At 70.5% G+C, this 17,387-nt stretch carries 16 protein-coding genes; 6 read left to right on the top strand and 10 right to left on the bottom strand.

All coding sequences use genetic code 11. From position 1 onward, the window contains the following. The first annotated feature begins 44 nt into the window (after positions 1-44). Positions 45-1,328 carry an MFS transporter gene (locus tag ABT254_RS04680; RefSeq protein ID WP_351463474.1) on the top strand — a complete coding sequence of 428 codons (1,284 nt, stop codon included), beginning with the start codon at positions 45-47 and terminating at the stop codon, positions 1,326-1,328. Between the two features lie 194 nt (positions 1,329-1,522). Here the strand turns inward: ABT254_RS04680 and ABT254_RS04675 are convergent, their stop codons facing one another. Both ABT254_RS04675 and ABT254_RS04670 read right to left on the bottom strand, forming a co-directional pair. Further along, complete coding sequence (locus tag ABT254_RS04675) at positions 1,523-2,320, bottom strand: maleylpyruvate isomerase family mycothiol-dependent enzyme (protein ID WP_351463473.1); 798 nt, start codon at positions 2,318-2,320, stop codon at positions 1,523-1,525. A 165-nt stretch (positions 2,321-2,485) separates the two neighbouring features. Next, positions 2,486-3,994 (bottom strand): MFS transporter, encoded by a 1,509-nt coding sequence (locus ABT254_RS04670; RefSeq protein WP_351463472.1) that lies wholly within the window; start codon positions 3,992-3,994, stop codon positions 2,486-2,488. A gap of 130 nt (positions 3,995-4,124) precedes the next feature. Between ABT254_RS04670 and ABT254_RS04665 the strand changes: the two genes are divergently transcribed. After that, a complete protein-coding gene (locus ABT254_RS04665; RefSeq protein WP_351463471.1) occupies positions 4,125-4,562 on the top strand; it encodes a MarR family winged helix-turn-helix transcriptional regulator in 438 nt (145 codons plus the stop codon). 8 nt (positions 4,563-4,570) lie between these two features. Here the strand turns inward: ABT254_RS04665 and ABT254_RS04660 are convergent, their stop codons facing one another. Both ABT254_RS04660 and ABT254_RS04655 read right to left on the bottom strand, forming a co-directional pair. Further along, positions 4,571-5,374: an SDR family oxidoreductase gene (locus ABT254_RS04660; protein ID WP_351463469.1), complete on the bottom strand. Its 804-nt coding sequence runs from the start codon at positions 5,372-5,374 to the stop codon at positions 4,571-4,573. After that, entirely contained in the window at positions 5,371-6,378 is a 1,008-nt protein-coding gene (locus ABT254_RS04655) for an NADP-dependent oxidoreductase (protein WP_351463467.1), read from the bottom strand. The genes ABT254_RS04660 and ABT254_RS04655 overlap by 4 nt, the downstream gene beginning before the upstream one ends. A 214-nt stretch (positions 6,379-6,592) precedes the next feature. Here ABT254_RS04655 and ABT254_RS04650 point away from each other — a divergent pair, with 214 nt between their 5' ends. Next, positions 6,593-7,102 carry a DUF485 domain-containing protein gene (locus ABT254_RS04650; RefSeq protein ID WP_351463465.1) on the top strand — a complete coding sequence of 170 codons (510 nt, stop codon included), beginning with the start codon at positions 6,593-6,595 and terminating at the stop codon, positions 7,100-7,102. Continuing rightward, complete coding sequence (locus ABT254_RS04645; RefSeq protein ID WP_351463463.1) at positions 7,099-8,715, top strand: sodium/solute symporter; 1,617 nt, start codon at positions 7,099-7,101, stop codon at positions 8,713-8,715. The genes ABT254_RS04650 and ABT254_RS04645 overlap by 4 nt, the downstream gene beginning before the upstream one ends. Positions 8,716-8,731: 16 nt before the next feature. On the opposite strand, the gene ABT254_RS04640 is transcribed toward ABT254_RS04645, so the two are convergent. Genes ABT254_RS04640 through ABT254_RS04630 form a run of 3 tightly spaced genes read right to left on the bottom strand, consistent with a single transcriptional unit; the run spans position 8,732 to position 12,300 of the window. Further along, positions 8,732-11,152 carry a SpoIIE family protein phosphatase gene (locus ABT254_RS04640; RefSeq protein WP_351463461.1) on the bottom strand — a complete coding sequence of 807 codons (2,421 nt, stop codon included), beginning with the start codon at positions 11,150-11,152 and terminating at the stop codon, positions 8,732-8,734. A 58-nt stretch (positions 11,153-11,210) separates the two neighbouring features. Further along, on the bottom strand, positions 11,211-11,567 hold the full coding sequence (locus ABT254_RS04635; RefSeq protein ID WP_351463459.1) for a helix-turn-helix domain-containing protein: 357 nt from the start codon (positions 11,565-11,567) through the stop codon (positions 11,211-11,213). Then, positions 11,461-12,300, bottom strand: a complete 840-nt coding sequence (locus tag ABT254_RS04630) for an RsbRD N-terminal domain-containing protein (protein ID WP_351463457.1) — start codon at positions 12,298-12,300, stop codon at positions 11,461-11,463. The genes ABT254_RS04635 and ABT254_RS04630 overlap by 107 nt, the downstream gene beginning before the upstream one ends. A gap of 221 nt (positions 12,301-12,521) precedes the next feature. Between ABT254_RS04630 and ABT254_RS04625 the strand changes: the two genes are divergently transcribed. Together ABT254_RS04625 and ABT254_RS04620 are read left to right on the top strand one after the other, a co-directional pair. After that, on the top strand, positions 12,522-13,172 hold the full coding sequence (locus ABT254_RS04625; protein ID WP_351463455.1) for a carboxymuconolactone decarboxylase family protein: 651 nt from the start codon (positions 12,522-12,524) through the stop codon (positions 13,170-13,172). Beyond that, positions 13,165-13,974 (top strand): SDR family NAD(P)-dependent oxidoreductase, encoded by an 810-nt coding sequence (locus tag ABT254_RS04620; RefSeq protein ID WP_351463453.1) that lies wholly within the window; start codon positions 13,165-13,167, stop codon positions 13,972-13,974. Before ABT254_RS04625 ends, ABT254_RS04620 begins: the two co-directional genes overlap by 8 nt. A gap of 85 nt (positions 13,975-14,059) precedes the next feature. Here the strand turns inward: ABT254_RS04620 and ABT254_RS04615 are convergent, their stop codons facing one another. From ABT254_RS04615 to ABT254_RS04605, 3 genes are read right to left on the bottom strand one after another with little or no spacing between them, the layout of a single operon-like run. Next, a complete protein-coding gene (locus ABT254_RS04615) occupies positions 14,060-15,337 on the bottom strand; it encodes an ABC transporter substrate-binding protein (protein WP_351463451.1) in 1,278 nt (425 codons plus the stop codon). A 5-nt stretch (positions 15,338-15,342) separates the two neighbouring features. Continuing rightward, entirely contained in the window at positions 15,343-16,506 is a 1,164-nt protein-coding gene (locus ABT254_RS04610) for a branched-chain amino acid ABC transporter permease (protein WP_351463449.1), read from the bottom strand. Then, a complete protein-coding gene (locus ABT254_RS04605; protein WP_351463448.1) occupies positions 16,503-17,384 on the bottom strand; it encodes a branched-chain amino acid ABC transporter permease in 882 nt (293 codons plus the stop codon). Before ABT254_RS04605 ends, ABT254_RS04610 begins: the two co-directional genes overlap by 4 nt. Positions 17,385-17,387: the final 3 nt, after the last annotated feature.

Raw genomic sequence — 17,387 nt, 5'->3', positions numbered from 1 at the left:
CCCCGCTCCCCCGTCCCCGTAGCCGCTACAAAGGGAACGCAGCCATGACACCCATCACCTCACCGAACACCACCGACGCCGCCTCGAGAACAGGCACGTCCGACCGCAACGTCTGGACCGTGGTCCTGTGCTGGATCACCGTCATGCTCGAGGGGTACGACCTCGTCGTCCTCGGCGCCATCATCCCCACCCTGCTCAAGACCCATCACCTGGGCATGACGGCCGCGGACGCCACCACGGTCGCCACGCTTTCCCTCGTGGGCGTCGCCATCGGCGCCATTCTGGTCGGCCCGCTCGCCGACCGCTTCGGACGACGCCTGCTGCTCATCGGCTCGGTGGTGGAGTTCTCCGTCTTCACCCTCCTGTTGCCCCAGGCCACCTCCGTCGGGATGTTCGCCGCGCTCAGGCTGGTCGCCGGTATCGGTCTCGGCGCCTGCATGCCGGCGTCTCTGACCATGATGGCCGAGCACATGCCCGCCGCACGCCGGGCGCGCGCCAGCACCCTGACCATGACCGGCTACCACACCGGTGCCGTGATCACGTCCCTGCTGGCCCTGCAGGTCACCGACAACTGGCAGGTCCTCTTCTACGTCCTCGGCATCGCCGGACTCGTCATCGCGGTCATCCAGTGGTTCCGCCTGCCGGAGTCGGAGGCGTTCGTCCGTGCCAAGGAAGCGCCCGCCTCCGAGCGCGTCGCCTTCAGCGAACTCCTCAAGCCGGCCTACCTCCGCGCCGGCATCGGCATCTGGGTCGCATCCTTCATGGGCCTGCTCCTGGTCTACGGCCTCAACACCTGGCTGCCCAAGCTCATGAACGAGGCCGGCTACCCCATCCCCACGGCGGTCACCCAACTGCTCATCCTCAACGTCGGCGGGGTCGCCGGCCTGGTGCTGGGCGGCTTCGTGGCCGACCGGCGCGGCATCAAGCCCACTGCGCTCGGCTGGTTCGCGATATCGGTGGCCATGCTGGCCTGCCTCAGCATCAGGATGCACAGCACCCTGCTCCTCGACATCGTCGTCTTCCTCACCGGCGTGTTCGTCTTCTCCGCCCAGGTGCTGATCTACGCGTACGTGACGAGCTTCTATCCGGCCTCGGTCCGCAGCACCGCCCTCGGCTCGGCCTCGGGCATCGGCCGTATCGGCTCCATCGTCGGCCCGTCGATCACCGGTGCCCTCGTGGCGGCAGGCATCGGCCACCCCTGGGGCTTCTACTTCTTCGCCGCCGTGGCGGTCGCCGGATTCCTGGCCGTGCTCACCCTGCCCGGCCGGGCCGCCGCGGCACAGGCGGAGGCAACCGCGGCCGCGCCGGCCGCCGAACCCGCCGTCTGACCCATCACGGAAGGGCGGTACGGCACCGAACGGGCCGTACCGCCCTGTACTTGATGCGGTGAAGAACCCCGACAGCCACACTCAAGCCATGCTTCACTGCCATCTCTCGGAACGGCGGGTGAAGGCCGGTCAGAAGGTCAGTGCCGGAAGGCGGCTCGGCAAGGTCGGCGCCACCGGCAACGCGACCGGGCTTCTCAGAACGCGGAGTTGGCGAACCAGTGGGTCAGCAAGTGCTCGTCGCCCTCGTGGGCGAAGGCCCCTGCCTGGTAGGGCAGTCGGCCGTAGACGAGGAGGAGCAGGTCGGCCGCGGTTCCCTGGACGGTCGCGTCAGTGGGGGCCGCCGTCGGGTGAGCCGGGTCGAGCCCGAAGCCGTCGGGCCGCAGGCGGACGACCCAGGCGTCGTCCCCGTCGGTCGTGCGGAAGCGGATGGTCGTGTCGGAGCCACGGAGGTCGGCCACCTTGGGCGCGAAGAAGGTGGCGAAGGGCAGATTGACGAGGAACTCGTCGATCCCGTCCACCGCGACCGGGCGGTCGATCGCGGGCCGGAGTCCGAGTGCGACCTCGGCGTCGGCCCGGTGCAGCAGGGTCTCGAAGAGCATCCGGCGTGCCCAGAATCGGGCGTGCTGGTCGGCGCCCCAGGCCCACATCGGCAGGTCCGGGTCGGTGACCGCGAAGGCGTCCGCGGCCACGGTCGCGCTCTCGGCCAGCCAGTCGATGTATCCGTCCTCCTGGGCGGGGAGCTGAAGGTCCACGTCACGCGTGCGCGGGGGTTCCTGGATGCGCGCCCGCAGCAGGACCGAGAACCAGCGGTGGACGCTGCCCGTGTGCCTGACCAGCTCGGCCAGCGTCCAGCCGGGACAGCTGGGCACCGCCGTGGCCAGGTCGGCGTCCTTGACCGCCGCGACGAACCGGGCGGTCTCCGCCGCGACCGCGGCGCGGTGATCGACCGAGGTGGCAGCGGGCGCGTGCTGGGTGTGGTCGGACGTCGTCATCGTGACATGCCTTTCGGAGACTGCGGGTTCAAGGAGACTGCGGGTTCAAGCAGACGGCTGGATGAGGACTGCTCTGTCTTGGCTGAAGCTCTCGATGATTCCGGACGGCGACAACGCCTGAAGACAGTGGCAGAGCCTGAAGACAGCGGCAGCGCCTGAACACGGTCACACGAGCTCGGCACCGGCCTCCGCCTCCGCAAGCCCCGCCGTCGAGGAGTCCGCGACCTTCCTCGGCACGGACGTACGAGGGGCGTGAGCCGACTTGATGCCGACGAGGGCCACGGCGACGACCAGGCCGAAGGCCGCTCCGGCGATCACGAAGGTCGTCGTGAACTGGCTCTCCTGCGGCAGCGCGGGCCCTCCGCCCGGCAGCGGGATGGTCTTCGACGCCAGCAGCGAGGTGATCACCGCGCTTGCGACGGCGCTGCCGACCGAGCGGGAGATGGAATTGATGCCGTTGGCGATGCCGGACTGGTGGGCGGGCACGCCGGCGACGATGAGCGCGGGCATGGCGGCGTAGCCGAAGCTGATCGCCAGGCCGATGACCATGCCGGCGCCGATCACCGAGGCCGTCACATCGTGCGCGACGCTCAGCCACGTGAAGCCGAGCACTCCGAAGCAGGCCCCGGCGGCCAGGGTGAAGCGCGCGCCGAGCCGGCGCACCAGGACCCCGCCGAACTGGGCGCCCACGAGCGAGACGAGTGTGGTCGGCAGCAGATACACGACGGACGCTTCGAGCACGGAAGCGCCGAAGCCGTAGCCGACGACGCCTTCCGGCATCTGGACGAGGTACGAGACACCGATGAACTGGGCGAACATCGCGAAGCCCAGCAGCAGTCCGGCCAGGTTGGTGAAGAGAACGGGCCGGTGGACGAACATCTTCATGTCCACCATGGGTTCCTTGACCCGGCGCTCGGCGACGACCCACACCACCGCCATGACGACGGCCCCGGCGAAGGAGCCGAGCGTACGGCCGGACGTCCATCCCCACTCGTGTCCCTGCGAGACCGGCAGAAGCAGCAGCACCAGCAGCATCGCCAGGGTGCCCGCGCCCAGCCAGTCCGTGCGCCCGCCCGTGGTCGTCCGGGAAGCGGGCACGGTGAACAGCACACCCGCCAGCGCCATCACCGCGAGCACCACCGCGAGCCAGAAGACCCGGTGGTAGTCGGGGTCGGAGCCGCGGGTGAGAAGCCCGGCGCCGACCAGCGCGAGTCCGCTGCCGAACGCGAGCGTGCCGCTGACCAGGGCCATGGCGCCGTGCAGCTTCTCCGGCCTGATCTCCTCGCGCAGGATGGAGAGGGCGAGCGGGAAGATCGCGGTGGCCGCACCCTGCATCACTCGGGCGACGATCAGCCACGTCAGCGAGGTGGTGGTGGCGGCGAGCACCGAGCCCGCGATCATCACGAGCAGCACGCCCACGAGGGTGGGCTTCTTGCCGTGCTGGTCGCCGAAGCGGCCGAGCAGCGGTGTGAAGACCGCGGCCGACAGAAGGGTGGCGGTGGTCACCCAGCTGACATTGGCCGTGGTCGCCCGCAGGTCGCTCTGGATGATTCCCAGGATCGGGACGACGAGCGTCTGCATCATCGAGACGACCATCGCGGCGAGGCCTAGCACCAGGACGACCGCGGTGTCGGCTGGCTGTCTCCGGGGCGCCGTCTGCTGCGCGTGAGGCACGGATCTCTTCCCTACGTGAGAGCTCGACGAACTACTTGAGAACATCGATGTTTGAGAACTTCAAGTAATGGGGGAGACCGTAGCCATCGATATTTGAGATCGTCAAGTTTTCAGGCGTAAGGTGACGCTCATGACAGCACCCTCTCGCGTCGACACCTCCCGGCTCATGGAGCTGCTCTCGGTGTCCCTGGCTGCCTACTACGGCGACTTCACGGTCGCCGCCGCGAGCGAGAACCTCACGGCCAGCCAGGGCAAGACGCTCAACGTGCTGCGCCGGGGACCCGCCTCCATGAGCACGCTGGCCACCACGCTGACCTGCGACGCCTCCAACATGACCGGAATCGTCGGCCGGCTGGAGAAGCGCGGTCTGGTGCGCCGCGAGCCGAGCCCCTCCGATCGGCGCGTCAAGAACGTCCTGCTCACCGAGGAGGGCGAGCAGGTCATCGACGTGATCCGCGGGAAAATGGACAAGACGCTGGCCGGGCTGAGCAGACTCAGCGAGCAGGAGCAGGACACTCTGTACGCACTGCTCGAGCGCGCGTTCACCTCTCAGCCCACCGCTGCCTGAGGGTCTTCTCAGACGCCGACAGGCTCGCCGGGACCAGGGACCGTACGGAACCGGAACGGCTCCGGATCGCGGCCGGGCTGGATGAACCAGCACTCCCCCGTGCCGTCCCCGGTGAGGATCCGCAGCACGGTGTCCGCCACGACCTCGGCCGGAATGACCGACAGCCCCTGCTTGGAGAGCATGTCGCGCAGCGGATCGATGATCCGCGACTCCGCGAAGCCGGGGCAGACAGCGTTGAAGCGCACGTTGTCCGCCGCGAGAGCCGGCCCCAGGGAGCGGGCAAGCCCTACGACCGCGTGCTTGTTGGCCGCGTACAGAGGATCGAGCGGCACGGCGGCCAGGCCCGCCAGGGACGCGGTCGCCACGATGGCCCCTCCCCCGCGCGCCCGCAGCGCCGGCAGCACCGCATGGGTGCCGAAGACCACGCCGTCGAGGTTGGCTCCCATCGCGCGACGGTAGCGTGCCAGGTCGAAGTCCTCACCGACGCCGCATCCGGTCGCCACCCCGGCGTTGAGCAAGGCGATGTCGACGCCGCCGTACTGCTCCTGGGCGAAGGCCACCAGCGCGCGGTTGGCCTCGGGATCGGAGACGTCGCAGGCGCGGAAACGGCCGCCGACCATGTCGGCCACCTCGCGGCCGCCCCGCGCGTCGAGGTCCGCGACGACCACGCGTGCCCCCGCCTCCGCCAGCGCCAGTGCCGTGGCCCGGCCCAGTCCACTGGCACCGCCGGTGACGATCGCCACCTTGCCCTGGAGCGCGGCGCCCTCCACCTGTCCCGGCCGGGCGGCGACGGCGCTCCCGACGGCCGTCACGCCAGCTCCAGGACGAGCTTGCCGACGTTCTCCCCGCGGAAGAGCATCCCCAGCGTCTCGGGGAAATCGTCCACGCTCCCCTTCACCACATGCTCCTTGACCTTGATGCGGCCCGCCCCGATCCAGGCGGAGATCTCCTGCGCCGCCTGCGCGTAGCGCTTGGCGTAGTCGAAGACGACGAAGCCCTCCATGCGGGCGCGGCGCACCAGCAGCGAGAGGTAGTTGGAGGGGCCCTTGACCGGTGTGGCGTTGTTGTACTGGCTGATCGCACCGCAGACCACGACCCGCGCGTGCATCGCCAGCCGCGTCAGGGCCGCGTCGAGGATGCCCCCTCCGACGTTGTCGAAGTAGACGTCGATGCCGTGGGAGGCCTCCCGGCGCAGCGCCTTCCTGACGTCCTCGGCGCGGTAGTCGATGGCCGCGTCGAAGCCCAGCTCGTCGACGAGCATGGCGCACTTCTCCGGGCCTCCGGCGATGCCCACGACCCAGCAGCCCTTGGCCTTCGCGATCTGGCCGGCGATCGTGCCGACCGCCCCGGCCGCCCCCGACACCACGACGGTCTCACCGTCCTTCAGCGCCCCGACGTCCAGCAGACCGAAGTAGGCGGTCATGCCGGGCATGCCCAGCGCGCCGAGATACGTCGAGGGCGGGGCGAGGGAGGTGTCGACCTTCAGGGCACCCTTGCCGTCGGAAACCACGTACTCCTGGACGCCGAACGTGCCGACCACGTGATCGCCCGGCTGGAAGTCGGGGTGGTTCGACGCGGTGACCTCGATGACCGACCCGGCGCGCATCACCTCGCCGATGCCCACCGGCGGCAGGTAGGAGGGACGGTCGTCCAGCCAGCCCCGCATCGCCGGGTCCAGGGAGATCACGCGCGTGCGGCCCGCGAATCGGCCCGGGCCCGGCTCTTCGACGGGTCCTGCGAAGTGCTCCCAGTCCTCGGGCTTGACCTCGCCCACGGGGCGGGCTGCCAGACGGATCTGGCGGTTGGTCGCAGACATCGCGCCTCCTGTTGTTCACGGCTTCCGCCGCAGGGTACCGACCAGTAGGTATGCCTGGTGCATGATGTTCGCCACACGCCGGCCCGCCGCCCGCCGACCTGTACCCGGAGAGCCGTACCGACCCCGAAACGTGACCCGCGATGACCTTATGGGCATTCCAACCAGTCGGTATTGTGCGCCGCTCACAGCCATCGCCGTAGCGGAAGGCCCTGCGATGACATTCGCCGACGAGAACCGGTATCCACCCTCGGACACGGGGTGGCCGCCGCCCCACACCGAGCACCAGCGGCACGGACACAACGCCCCGCGGTACGAGCCGTACGGGCAAGCCCCCTGGACCGAGCCGTACGGGCAGGCTTCGTGGACCGAGCCGTACGGACAGGCTTCCTGGGACGAGCCGTACGCGCACGAGACCCAGCGGCCCAACGCCGACCTCGCCGCCCTGCGCTCGGCCTACCGCGCGCTCCGCCGGATCTCCACCCTCACCGCGCTCGGCTCCTTCGTGGTGTATGTCGTGCTGTCCTGCTACGCGCCCGGCCTGATGGGGGCCAGTGTCGCCGGGGAGCTGAGCCTGGGAATGACCCTGGGGGTCTTCCAGCTCGTCGTCACCTTCGGGGCGGTCGCCTGGTACGGACGCAGCGCACAGCGCTCGGTGGATCCGTTGGCCCTGGCCGTCAGGGAGCGGGCGGTCCCCGCCGGCCGGAACGCGGGGACGGCGAGATGAACGACTTCAGCTCCGGGACGCAGGCTGTCGTCCTGGTCCTGTTCACCACGCTGGTCACCGTCACGCTGATGATGTGCGTGATGGCGGGACCGGAACGCGACGATCTGACGAACTTCTACACCGGCTACCTCTCGCTCACCCCGCTCAAGAACGGCCTGGCCATCGCGGGCGACTACATCTCAGCGGCCACGGTCCTGAGCACCACGGGCATCATCGCGCTCGCCGGTTACGACGGCTACGTCCTCGCGGTCAGCACGGCCCTGTCCCTGGTCCTGCTGATGTTCCTGCTGGCCGAACCCCTGCGCAACGCCGGCCAATTCACCATGGGTGACGTCCTGGCCCGCAACATGCCCGGGCGGGCGGTGCGGGTCGCCGCCTGCGTCGTGACGCTCTCGGCGACCGTGCCCTTCCTCGTCGTCCAGCTCTCCGGAGCCGGGTCACTGCTCACCTTCATCCTGGGCATCCCGCACATGACGGGCGCCAGGACGGCCTGCATCGTCATCGTCGGCAGCCTGATGATCATTTACGCGGCGCTCGGCGGTATGCGGGGCACCGCGCTCATCCAGATGATCAAGATCGTGATCCTGATCGGCACCAGTTTCGTCGTCGCCGCTCTGGTGCTGAACCGATTCGACTGGAATCCCGGCGACGTCCTCAGGGCGGCCCAGCAGGGCAGCGGCGCGGGCCCGGCCTTCCTCCATCAGGGCCTTCAGCTGGGCACCTCGGCCGTCGACCGGCTGGACTTCGTCGGTCTCCAGATCACCGTGGTCCTCGGCGTGGCCTGTCTCCCCCACATCACGATGCGTCTGTACTCCGCGCAGGACGTGCCGGCCGTGCGTCGCTCCATGTCGTGGGCGGTCGGCACGGTCACCACCTTCTGTCTGCTCGTGATCGTCATGGGTACGGGCGCGGCGGCGCTGGTGGGATCGCGGTACATCACCGCGGCCGATCCGCAGGGCCGGACGTCGGTGCTCATGCTGTCGCAGGTGCTCGGCGGAGCCTCCTCCTCGGCGGGCGCGACGATTCTCTACTCGGCCGTGGCGGGCATGGTGTTCATCACCCTGCTGTCGTCGGTCGCGGGGATGACCCTGGCCGCGGCCTCCTCGCTCGCCCACGACCTGTTCGCCCACGCGGCCCGGCGGGGACAGGCCGAGCCGCGTACGGAGATGACGGTGGCGGCGTGGACGAGCGTGGGCGTGGGAACCGTGGCCATCGGGCTCGCCACGCTCGTCCAGAACTGGAACGTCGGTGTGCTGACCACTCTGGCCATCTGCGTGGGCGCGTCCGCGGTGGCACCCGCGCTCACCTACTCCCTGTTCTGGCGCGGATTCACGCGCACCGGCCTGCTCGCCACCCTCTACGGCGGTGCGGCCTGCGCGTTGCTGCTCATGATCTTCTCCAAGGCCGTCTCGGGCACACCGTCCGCCGTCTTCCCGAACGCCCACTTCGACCTGTTCCCGATGCAGTCCACCGGGCTGATCTCCATCCCGTTCGGCTACCTGGCCGGGTGGCTGGGCAGCCGCCTGGACCACCGGCGCCGCGCCGCCGACAGCCGGGTGAACCGGCGACTGTACGACGAGAGCGAGGCACGGCTGCTCGCCGCAGCGGAATGACCGCGGCCCGAGAGGGTCAGGTGAGCATGCCGGTCAGTGACTGCTCGGTCCACACGGTCTTGCCCTCGCGGGTGTAGCGGGCACCCCACCGTTCGGCCATCTGCGCCACCAGGAACAGGCCGCGCCCGCCCTCGTCGGTCGTACGGGCGCGGCGCAGGCGGGGGGAGGTGTGGCTGGTGTCGCTGACCTCGCACACCAGGGTCCGTTCGCGGATCAGCCGCAGAGTCGCGGGGCCGCCGGCGTACCGGTACACGTTGGTGACCAGTTCACTGGCGATCAGCTCGGTGGTGAACGCCAGATGCTCCAGACCCCATTCGGTCAGCTTGGCCGAGGTCAGCGCCCGTGCGCGGGCGGCACTGGCCGGCTCCGGCGGCAGCTGCCACGAGGCGACGTCGTCCTGCCGCAGCGTGCGCGTACGGGCGATCAGCAGGGCGACGTCGTCGCTGGGGCGCGACGGTACGAGCGAGTCGACCACAGCCTGGCATGTTCGCTCCAGGGCGTCCGCCGGGCGGGTGAGCGCCGCGCACAGTTTGGACAGGCCCGCGTCGGGGTCGAGGTGGCGTTCGCCGATGACACCGTTGGTGTACAGGCACAGCAGGCTTCCCTCGGCCAGTTCGACCTCCCGGGCCTCGAAGGGCAGGCCGCCCAGGCCGAGCGGCGGGCCGGCGGGCAGGTCGAGCGGTGCGACGTGTCCGTCCGGAGTGGTCACCACGGGCGGCGGGTGGCCGGCGCGGGCCACGGAACACCGCCGCGAGACCGGGTCGTACACGGCGTACAGGCAGGTGGCGCCGACGACCTGCTCACCTACGGGCCGTTCGCCGGCCGCCTCCTGTTCGACGGCCAGCAGGTTGACCATGTCGTCCAGCCGGGAGAGGACCTCGTCCGGTTCCAGGTCGAGGCTCGCGAGGGTGTGTACGGCGGTCCGCAGCCGGCCCATGGTGGCGGCTGCGTGGATGCCACGCCCCACCACGTCGCCGACGACGAGGGCGACCCGGGCCCCGGACAGGGGGATCACGTCGAACCAGTCGCCGCCCAGGCCCGGAGCCGCGCTGGCCGGCAGATACCGCAGCGCCACCTCGACGGCGTGCTGGTCCGGGACCGCCCGGGGCAGCAGGCTGCTCTGCAGGGTGAACGCGGTCTGCTGTTGCTGGGTGAAGCGCCGGGCGTTGTCGATGGCGACGGCGGCGCGCGAGGCGAGTTCCTGGGCGAGGGTGAGATCGTCCGCCTCGAAGGGGTCGGGGCGGCGCGAACGCCACAGGGTCATCACGCCCAGCACCATGCCGCGCGCGGCGAGGGGTACGCCGATCAGCGAGTGGACGCCCAGGTCCGGAGCGTGGGCTCCCTGGTGGCCTTGCGTCGAGAGCCAGTCGGGCGGCAGCACCGGTTCCAGGACGGGCCGCCCTTCGGACAGGCACCGGGCCTGGGGTGAGTCGGGCGCGAAGTCCACCGGCTCGCCGTGGGGGTGCGGTGGGCCGGGTTGCTGGGCCCCCACGCTGCTGGCGCCGAGCCGTACGACGGGCCCCGCCAGGGCCGGTGCCAGTTCCTCGCCGCGCGTCACCAGCTGGAGCAGGTCCACCGACGCGTGGTCGGCGAGGTGGGGCACCATCACCTCGGCGAGTTCCCGGGCGGTCTCCGCCACGTCGAGGGTGGTTCCGATACGGCTGCCGGCCTGGTCGAGGAGCGCGAGCCGGCGCTGGGCCCGATGACGGTCGGTGATGTCCTCGATCATCTCGGCCACGCCCAGGATGCGGCCCGCGGGATCCTCCATGCGGAAGGACGAGACCAGGGCGACCCGTTCCCGTGCCGGATCCTGCTCCAGTCGGACGAACTGCTCGGAGTAGACGAGCGGTCTGCCGGTCTCCATCACCTGGCGCACCCGGTCCAGGGCCTTGCGTGCGTCGTCGGGGATGAGCATCTGCCCGCTGGGCAGCCCCTCGAAGCCCGCCGCGGGGACGCCACTGAAGCGTTCGATGGCCCGGTTGACCCTGAGAAGCCTCAGGTCGGTGCCGTGCACGACCAGTCCGATCGGGCACTGGCGGTACAGACCGTCGAGGACCGCACGGTCCCGCTGCCACTCCAGGACGTCGCCCGCGAGTGCCCCGGCCAGGAGCCACTCACAGGTCTGGCCGTCGCGGGAGAGCGCATGGGCCCTGAGCCCCATCTCCACGAGCCGCCCGTCGCGGTGGCGCACCTTCAGCACCCCGAACCAGCCGCCGGCCTTCCTGCACTTTGCCGCTGCCTCCCTGGCGGCCGGCATTTCGCTCGGGCCGACAAGAACCTCGAAGGCCGGACGACCGATCACGGCCGTGTCCGGGTGGCCGAGCAGCTCCTGAGCCCGTTGGTTCCATCCGACTACGACTCCCCGGTCGTCGAGCACCGCCAGGGCGACGAGGTGCAGGGCGAATGGATCGTCGTGGCTTTCGCTGAACTCCGTCATCCGCTTCTCCACCGCTGTGCCGGGACAGTCCCACTCTGGCAACGTCCATAGCCCGCCGCTACGGGACCGCGCCATGAACAGGGCCCGCCGGGCCGCGCGGGGGTGTCCTCAGGTCGCGTGCCGCCAGGGCCCAGCTGAGCTCCACAGCGGTATCCGCACTGTCCAGGCCGACACCGGTCAGCTCCTCGAACCGGCGCAGCCGGTAGCGGACGGTGTTGACATGGACGTGTGCGCTGCGGGCGACCTCGCGGATGTGCCGCCCCTTCTCCAGGTATCCCCGCACCGACTCCTCGATGAGCGCTCCGAACTCACCCTCCGCCTCCAGTGGGCGCAGATAGCGGTCGATCAGCAACTCGGCGAGTTCCGGTTCGGAGACGACGGCCACCCGCCAGGACAGGTCGCTCAGGTCGTACACGCCGCGCAGACCGTACGCACGGGCGGCATCCAGCAGCCGGCCGGCCGATCGGAAGGACGGTGAGCAGCGCGCCTCGGCCGTTCCTGCGGGCGTGGGCCTCCAGGGAGCGTTCGAGCGCGTCAGGACCGAGGTCGCCGTTCGGTACGGCTCTGAGGGCCCGGTACGGCCGCGAGAGGTCCAGTCCGTAGATCGCCGCACCGCTGTGGATCTCTACGGCGCTCAGCGTGCCGTAGAGCAGTCCGCGCAGGAAGTCGGCGCGGCGGCGGGCGTCGGACAGGGCGGAGGCGACCTCCGCCTGCCGGTGGACCGCGGCGATCCGCAGGCTGGCGACGTCCGCCAGCTCCCACAGGCACTTGGTTCGGTCGACGACGAGGCCGGGGTCCAGACCGTGTTGGGTCGCCTCGGCGATGAACAGATCCCGGATCGCGCTCAGCGCCCGGCGGAAGGCGCGGAGCCCTTCGTCGAGCGGGACGCCCCGGGCGACCCGGTCCCGGGCAACGTCGGCTTCGTCGAAGTCCTCCGGCGCGGGCACCGTCCCCTCCCTCAGCACGGTGAGAGCCCGCTGGAAGTGCCGATGCCAGATCTGGCCGAGGAGTTCGCGCGGGACCGCACGGTAGGACGGGATGTGGTCCGCCAGATCCCCGTGCAACCGCCCGCCCACATACCGCTGTTGCGCGGCCATCGCGGCGATGACCTGTTCGAGGGGCGCCGCCGCGCCCGACTGTCCGGGCATGGACCTCACCTTCTCCCCTCCGGCACCCGGCCGTTGTGCGAGTGAACAATGTGCGGCCCTCCGGCCTTGGCCGGGGAGCCGTCGACAACTCCGCGCCCCTGTAAGCACAGTGGCACGGCGGGCAAGGAGCCCATCGGCGCACGCGGCAAGGCGCCGATCGACCGTGCTCACCCCCGCCCTCGTGCCACCGGCCCACCCCGACGAACCGTGCGGAGACCGCCATGACCGACGAGCACCATGACCGCCCCCACCATCCCGGCGCCGACACCGGCCCGCGCCTCGCGCCGCTGGCCGAGGACGACTGGGACCCGGCCGCCCGGGAGCTGCTCGCCCTGATTCCCCGGGACGCCGACGGCCGCCTCGCCAACGTCTTCACCACCTTGGTACGGCACCCCGACCTCTTCAGGCACTTCCTGCCGTTCGGCAGCCATCTGCTGCGCGACGGCCGTCTTCCCGCCCGGACCAGGGAACTGCTGATCCTGCGCACCGCGTACCACACCCGGGCAGCCTACGAATGGGGACGGCATGCACCGCCGGCCCGGGCCGCCGGGGTCACCGACGAGGAGATCCGGCGGATCGGCGCGGGCCCGGACGCCCGGGGGTGGACGCCGGCCGACGCCCATCTGCTGCGCGCCGCCGACGAACTGCACCGGGACGCACGCCTGTCCGCGGCCACCTGGTCCGCTCTCGCGGCCGACCACGACGAGGAACAGCTGATCGAGCTCACCATGCTCGTCGGCCAGTACCACATGGTCGCGTTCTTCCTGAACTCCGCCGGTACCCGGCTCGAGCCCGACTTCGAGACGGAAACCCTGCCCGCGCCCACCGGAGCCGGCACGGACACGGCGGACGGGACACACGGCGATGCCTGAGACCCTGCACCCCGCGCCCCACCCGGCCGGTCTCCTGACCGGCCGGAACGTACTGGTCGTCGGCGCGGGCACGCGTCCCAGCGACGATCCGAAGGCCCCCGTGGGCAACGGGCGGGCGATCGCCGTGCTCGCCGCCCGCGAGGGAGCGTCCGTGGCCTGCGCCGACGTCTCCCCCTCCGCCGCGGCGGCCACGGCCGCCCTGGTCGATGAGGAGGGCACCCGAGGCATCGCCGTGGTCGGTGACGCCACGGATCCCGGCCAGTCCTCGTCCATGGTCGCCGAGGCCCTCCGTGAGCTCGGTGCGCTCGACGCGCTCGTGGTCAACGTCGGCATCGGACTCGGCGCGGGCCTGGCGGACACCTCACCGCAGCAGTGGGAACGCGTGCTCTCGCTCAACCTGGGCGCTCCCTTCCTCGCCGCCAAGTACGCACTGCCCGTGCTCGCCGACGGGGGCTCGGTCGTCTTCGTCGGTTCCGTGGCGGGACTGCGCGCGGCCACCGACTCGCCCGCCTACGACAGTTCCAAGGCGGGCCTGTTCGGACTCACCCGCCATGTCGCCAAGGAGGGCGCGCCGCGCGGGATCCGCGCCAACCTGGTCGTGCCCGGTCTGATCGACACGCCGATGGGCCGCGAGGCCTCGGCCGGGCGGGCATCGCGCTCGGCCTCGTTCACCCGCATACCGCTCGGGCGCCAGGGCACCGCCCGGGAGGTGGCCGAAGCCGTCACGTTCCTGCTCTCCGAGCGGGCCTCCTACATCACCGGGCAGAGCCTGGTGGTGGACGGAGGGCTGAACGCCGTCTGAGCACGAGGCAGTCTGTCCGCACGGAGCGGACGGGGCGGGGGCGGTCCCGAGGGTCAGGGCATCGACCGGGACCGCCCCCGCCGGCTCACTTGGCCAGCGGGCCGAACTCCTTGCGGGTGTCGACCGGCTTGCCGAACAGCTGCCACCGCTCGCCCTTGAACCGCATCAGCTGCATCGTCTCCAGCGGGAAGGCGTCACCCTGCCCCGTGGACAGGGTGACGCCGGGCAGCAGCAGCCCCACCTTCACGTCCTTCAGATTGCGCACCGCGTCACGCAGCCCTTCCCTGGTCGGGCACTTCATCGCGTCCAGGGCCTTGTGCAGGCTGGAGGCGACGGCCCAGCCGTAGGCGTTGAACTGGTTGGCCGGGTCGGCGTCCGGGGCGTACTTGTGCAGGGCGGCCGTGTAGCTCTTCATCTCGGGGTCGTTCGCCCACTGCGGGTCGGCGGGGTCCTTGAAGTACGTCGCCGAGACCACGCCCTGGACGTTCTTGAACCCGACGGGCTGGAGCACGGCGGCGGACGAGGACACGTTGTTGACGATGTGCAGCGGGTTCCACTTGGTGTTCTTGGCGTCGGCGGCGAGGGCCTGGCTGCCGAACTTGGGAGTGGTGATGTTCAGCAGCACGTCGGCCTTGGAGCGTGCGAGGCTCGCCATCTGTGCCGACACGGACGGGTCGGTGACCTCGTAGCTCTCCTCGGCGACCACCTTGATGCCGCTGCCGGCCACGGCCTTCTTGAACCCGCCGAGCAGGTCCTTGCCGAAGTCGTCGTTCTGGTAGAGGACCGCGATCTTGGCGTTCGGCTTCTCCTCCTTGAGGTACTTGGCGTACACCCGGGCCTCGGCCACGTAATTGGGCTGCCAGCCGATGGTCCAGGGATGCTGGTCGTCGGTGCCCCAGACGGAGGCGCCCGTGGCGACGAAGGGCTGCGGCACCTTCTGCTTGTTGAGGTAATCCCACACGGCCGCCGTGGACGGGGTGCCCAGGGTCTGGAACACCGCGAAGACCTTCTCCTGCTCGACGAGTCTGCGGGCCTCCTCGACCGCCTTGGGCGGCTGGTAGCCGTCGTCACGGACGACGAACTGCACCTTGCGGCCGTCTATGCCGCCCTTGTCGTTGACGTACTTGAAGTAGGCGGCGACGCCCTTGCTGATCGTGCCGTACGCGGAGGCCGGTCCCGACAGCGGGTAGATCCCGCCGAGCTTGATGGTCTTGTCCGTGATGCCGGTGGTCTGCTGCCCCTTGCACGCGCCATCGGCGGCGGTGTCCTGGGTGTCCTGCCCTCGCCGGCTGCTGCAGGCGGTCGCGGTGAGCAGGGCGGCGGTGGCGGCTGCGGCAGCCCGCAGAGCGATGGTCTTACGCATGTGATTCAGTCCTTTTCCGTGCGGGGCGGGGCGCCCACGGGTTCGGCGTCGGCTACTGCGGGGTCCGCGGGGGTGAGGGTCGCGGAGGAACCGGTCTCGGCCTGCGCGTTGGGCTCCGGATCGGGCACGGATTCGTTCTCCGGCGTCCGGTCGACGGCGGTGGCAGTGGAAGTGGCTGCGGTACGGGGCAGGCGGCGGGCGACGGCGCCCAGGACACGGCCCGGCAGACCGGCCAGTCCCGTCGGGGCCACGAACATCACCGTGATGATCAGCAGGCCGAACACCACTCCCGGCGCGGCCTCGCTGAGGTCCTGGGAGACGCTCGGCACGTACATCACGAACGCAGCGCCCAGCAGGGGCCCGTACAGCGAGCCGAGCCCTCCGACCACCAGGCCGGCCAGCAGGGTGATGGACAGCACGAAGCTGAAGGAGTCGGGCGAGACGAAGCCGATCACCCAGGTGTAGAGACACCCGGCGACCCCCGCGAACATCGCGCTCCACGCGAAGGCGAGCGTCTTGTGCATGGACAGCCGTACGCCCATGACCTCGGCGGCGCTCTCGTTGTCCCGTACGGCGAGCAGGGCCCGGCCGACCCGGGAGCGCAGCAGGTTGCGAGCGAGCAGCAGGGCCGCCGCGGCGACGGTGAGGACGACGAAGTACATCCATTGGTCCTCGGCGAGACCGCTCCACGCGGGTGGCTGCAGTTTGTCCACGGTCAGGCCCATGGAACCGCCCGTCACCGGTTCGAGCCGTTTGAGCAGGGGCGGCAGGAACACCGCGAAGGAGAGGGTGACCAGGGCCAGATACAGCCCGCGCAGCCGCAGCGCGGGCACTCCGAACCCGAGGCCCAGCAGGAAGCAACCGGCGGCCGCGACCGGAAGCGTGGCCAGGTGGCCGGTGTCGTACCGGTCGAGCATGACCGCCGCCGAGTAGGCCCCCGCCGCGAAGAACGCGCCGTGCCCGAGCGAGATCTGCCCGCCGAAGCCGACCAGCAGGTTCAGCCCGGCCAGCGCGACGGTGTACAGCAGCACCATGGTCAGCTGGAAGACCTGGAACGGGGCGAAGTAGAACGGTGCGCCGCAGGCGACCGCCACCGCGAGCAGCGCGGTGAGGGCGGCTCGCAGCCGCCGGGCCCGGTCGGTGCCGAGTGCCGTGGTGAGGGTGCTCATGCGCGCTCCACCGCCGCCCGTCCGAACAGGCCCTGGGGCCGCACCAGCAGCACCGCCAGAATGATCACGAGGGGTACGCCCACCTTCAGATCGGCACCGACCACATCGACGTACGCCCCGGTCAGCGTCTCGGCGACGCCCACGAACAGGCCGCCGACGACCGCGCCCACGGGGCTGTCGAAGCCTCCCAGGGTGGCCGCGGCGAAGGCGTAGATCAGCACCCCGCCCATCATGTTGGGCTCCAGGAACAGCAGTGGGGCGACGAGCACGCCCGACACGGCGCCGACCGTCGCGGCCAACCCCCAGCCGAGCATCAGGACCCGGCCCACCCGGATGCCCGACAGTCGTGCGGAGGCCGGATTGCAGGCGACCGCCCGCATCACCAGGCCGATGGAGGTGTGCTGGAACAGCAGATACAGCAGGCCCATCACTACGGCCACCACGCCGAGGATCCCGAGCGTCGACCAGTCCACGCGTACTCCGGCCAGGTCGAGCCCGCCGTCGGGGAACTGCTGCGGGAAATCCTTGACGGTGAACGACCAGATGAGGCCGGCCAGCGCGTTGACGAAGATGAACAGGCCGACGGTGACGATGACCACCGTCAGCTCGGGCGCGCCATGCACGGGGCGGATGACGATCCGCTCGACCAGCATGCCGCCGGCGAAGGACACCGCGAGGGTGACCGGCAGCGCCAGCCAGAACGGCATCCCGGATGCCACCAACTGCCAGGCGACATAGGTGGAGAGCATGGCCAGCTCGCCCTGCGCGAAGTTGACGATGCCCGTGAACCGGTGGATCAGTACGAGGGCCAGAGCCAGGCTGGCGTACACCGCGCCCGAGCCCAGTCCTTCCACCAGTTGCTGGAGAAAGTCGGTCACGGC

Source organism: Streptomyces sp. NPDC001137, from assembly GCF_040298885.1.
Lineage (GTDB): Bacteria > Actinomycetota > Actinomycetes > Streptomycetales > Streptomycetaceae > Streptomyces.
This window is presented reverse-complemented; position numbering and strand designations above follow the sequence as displayed.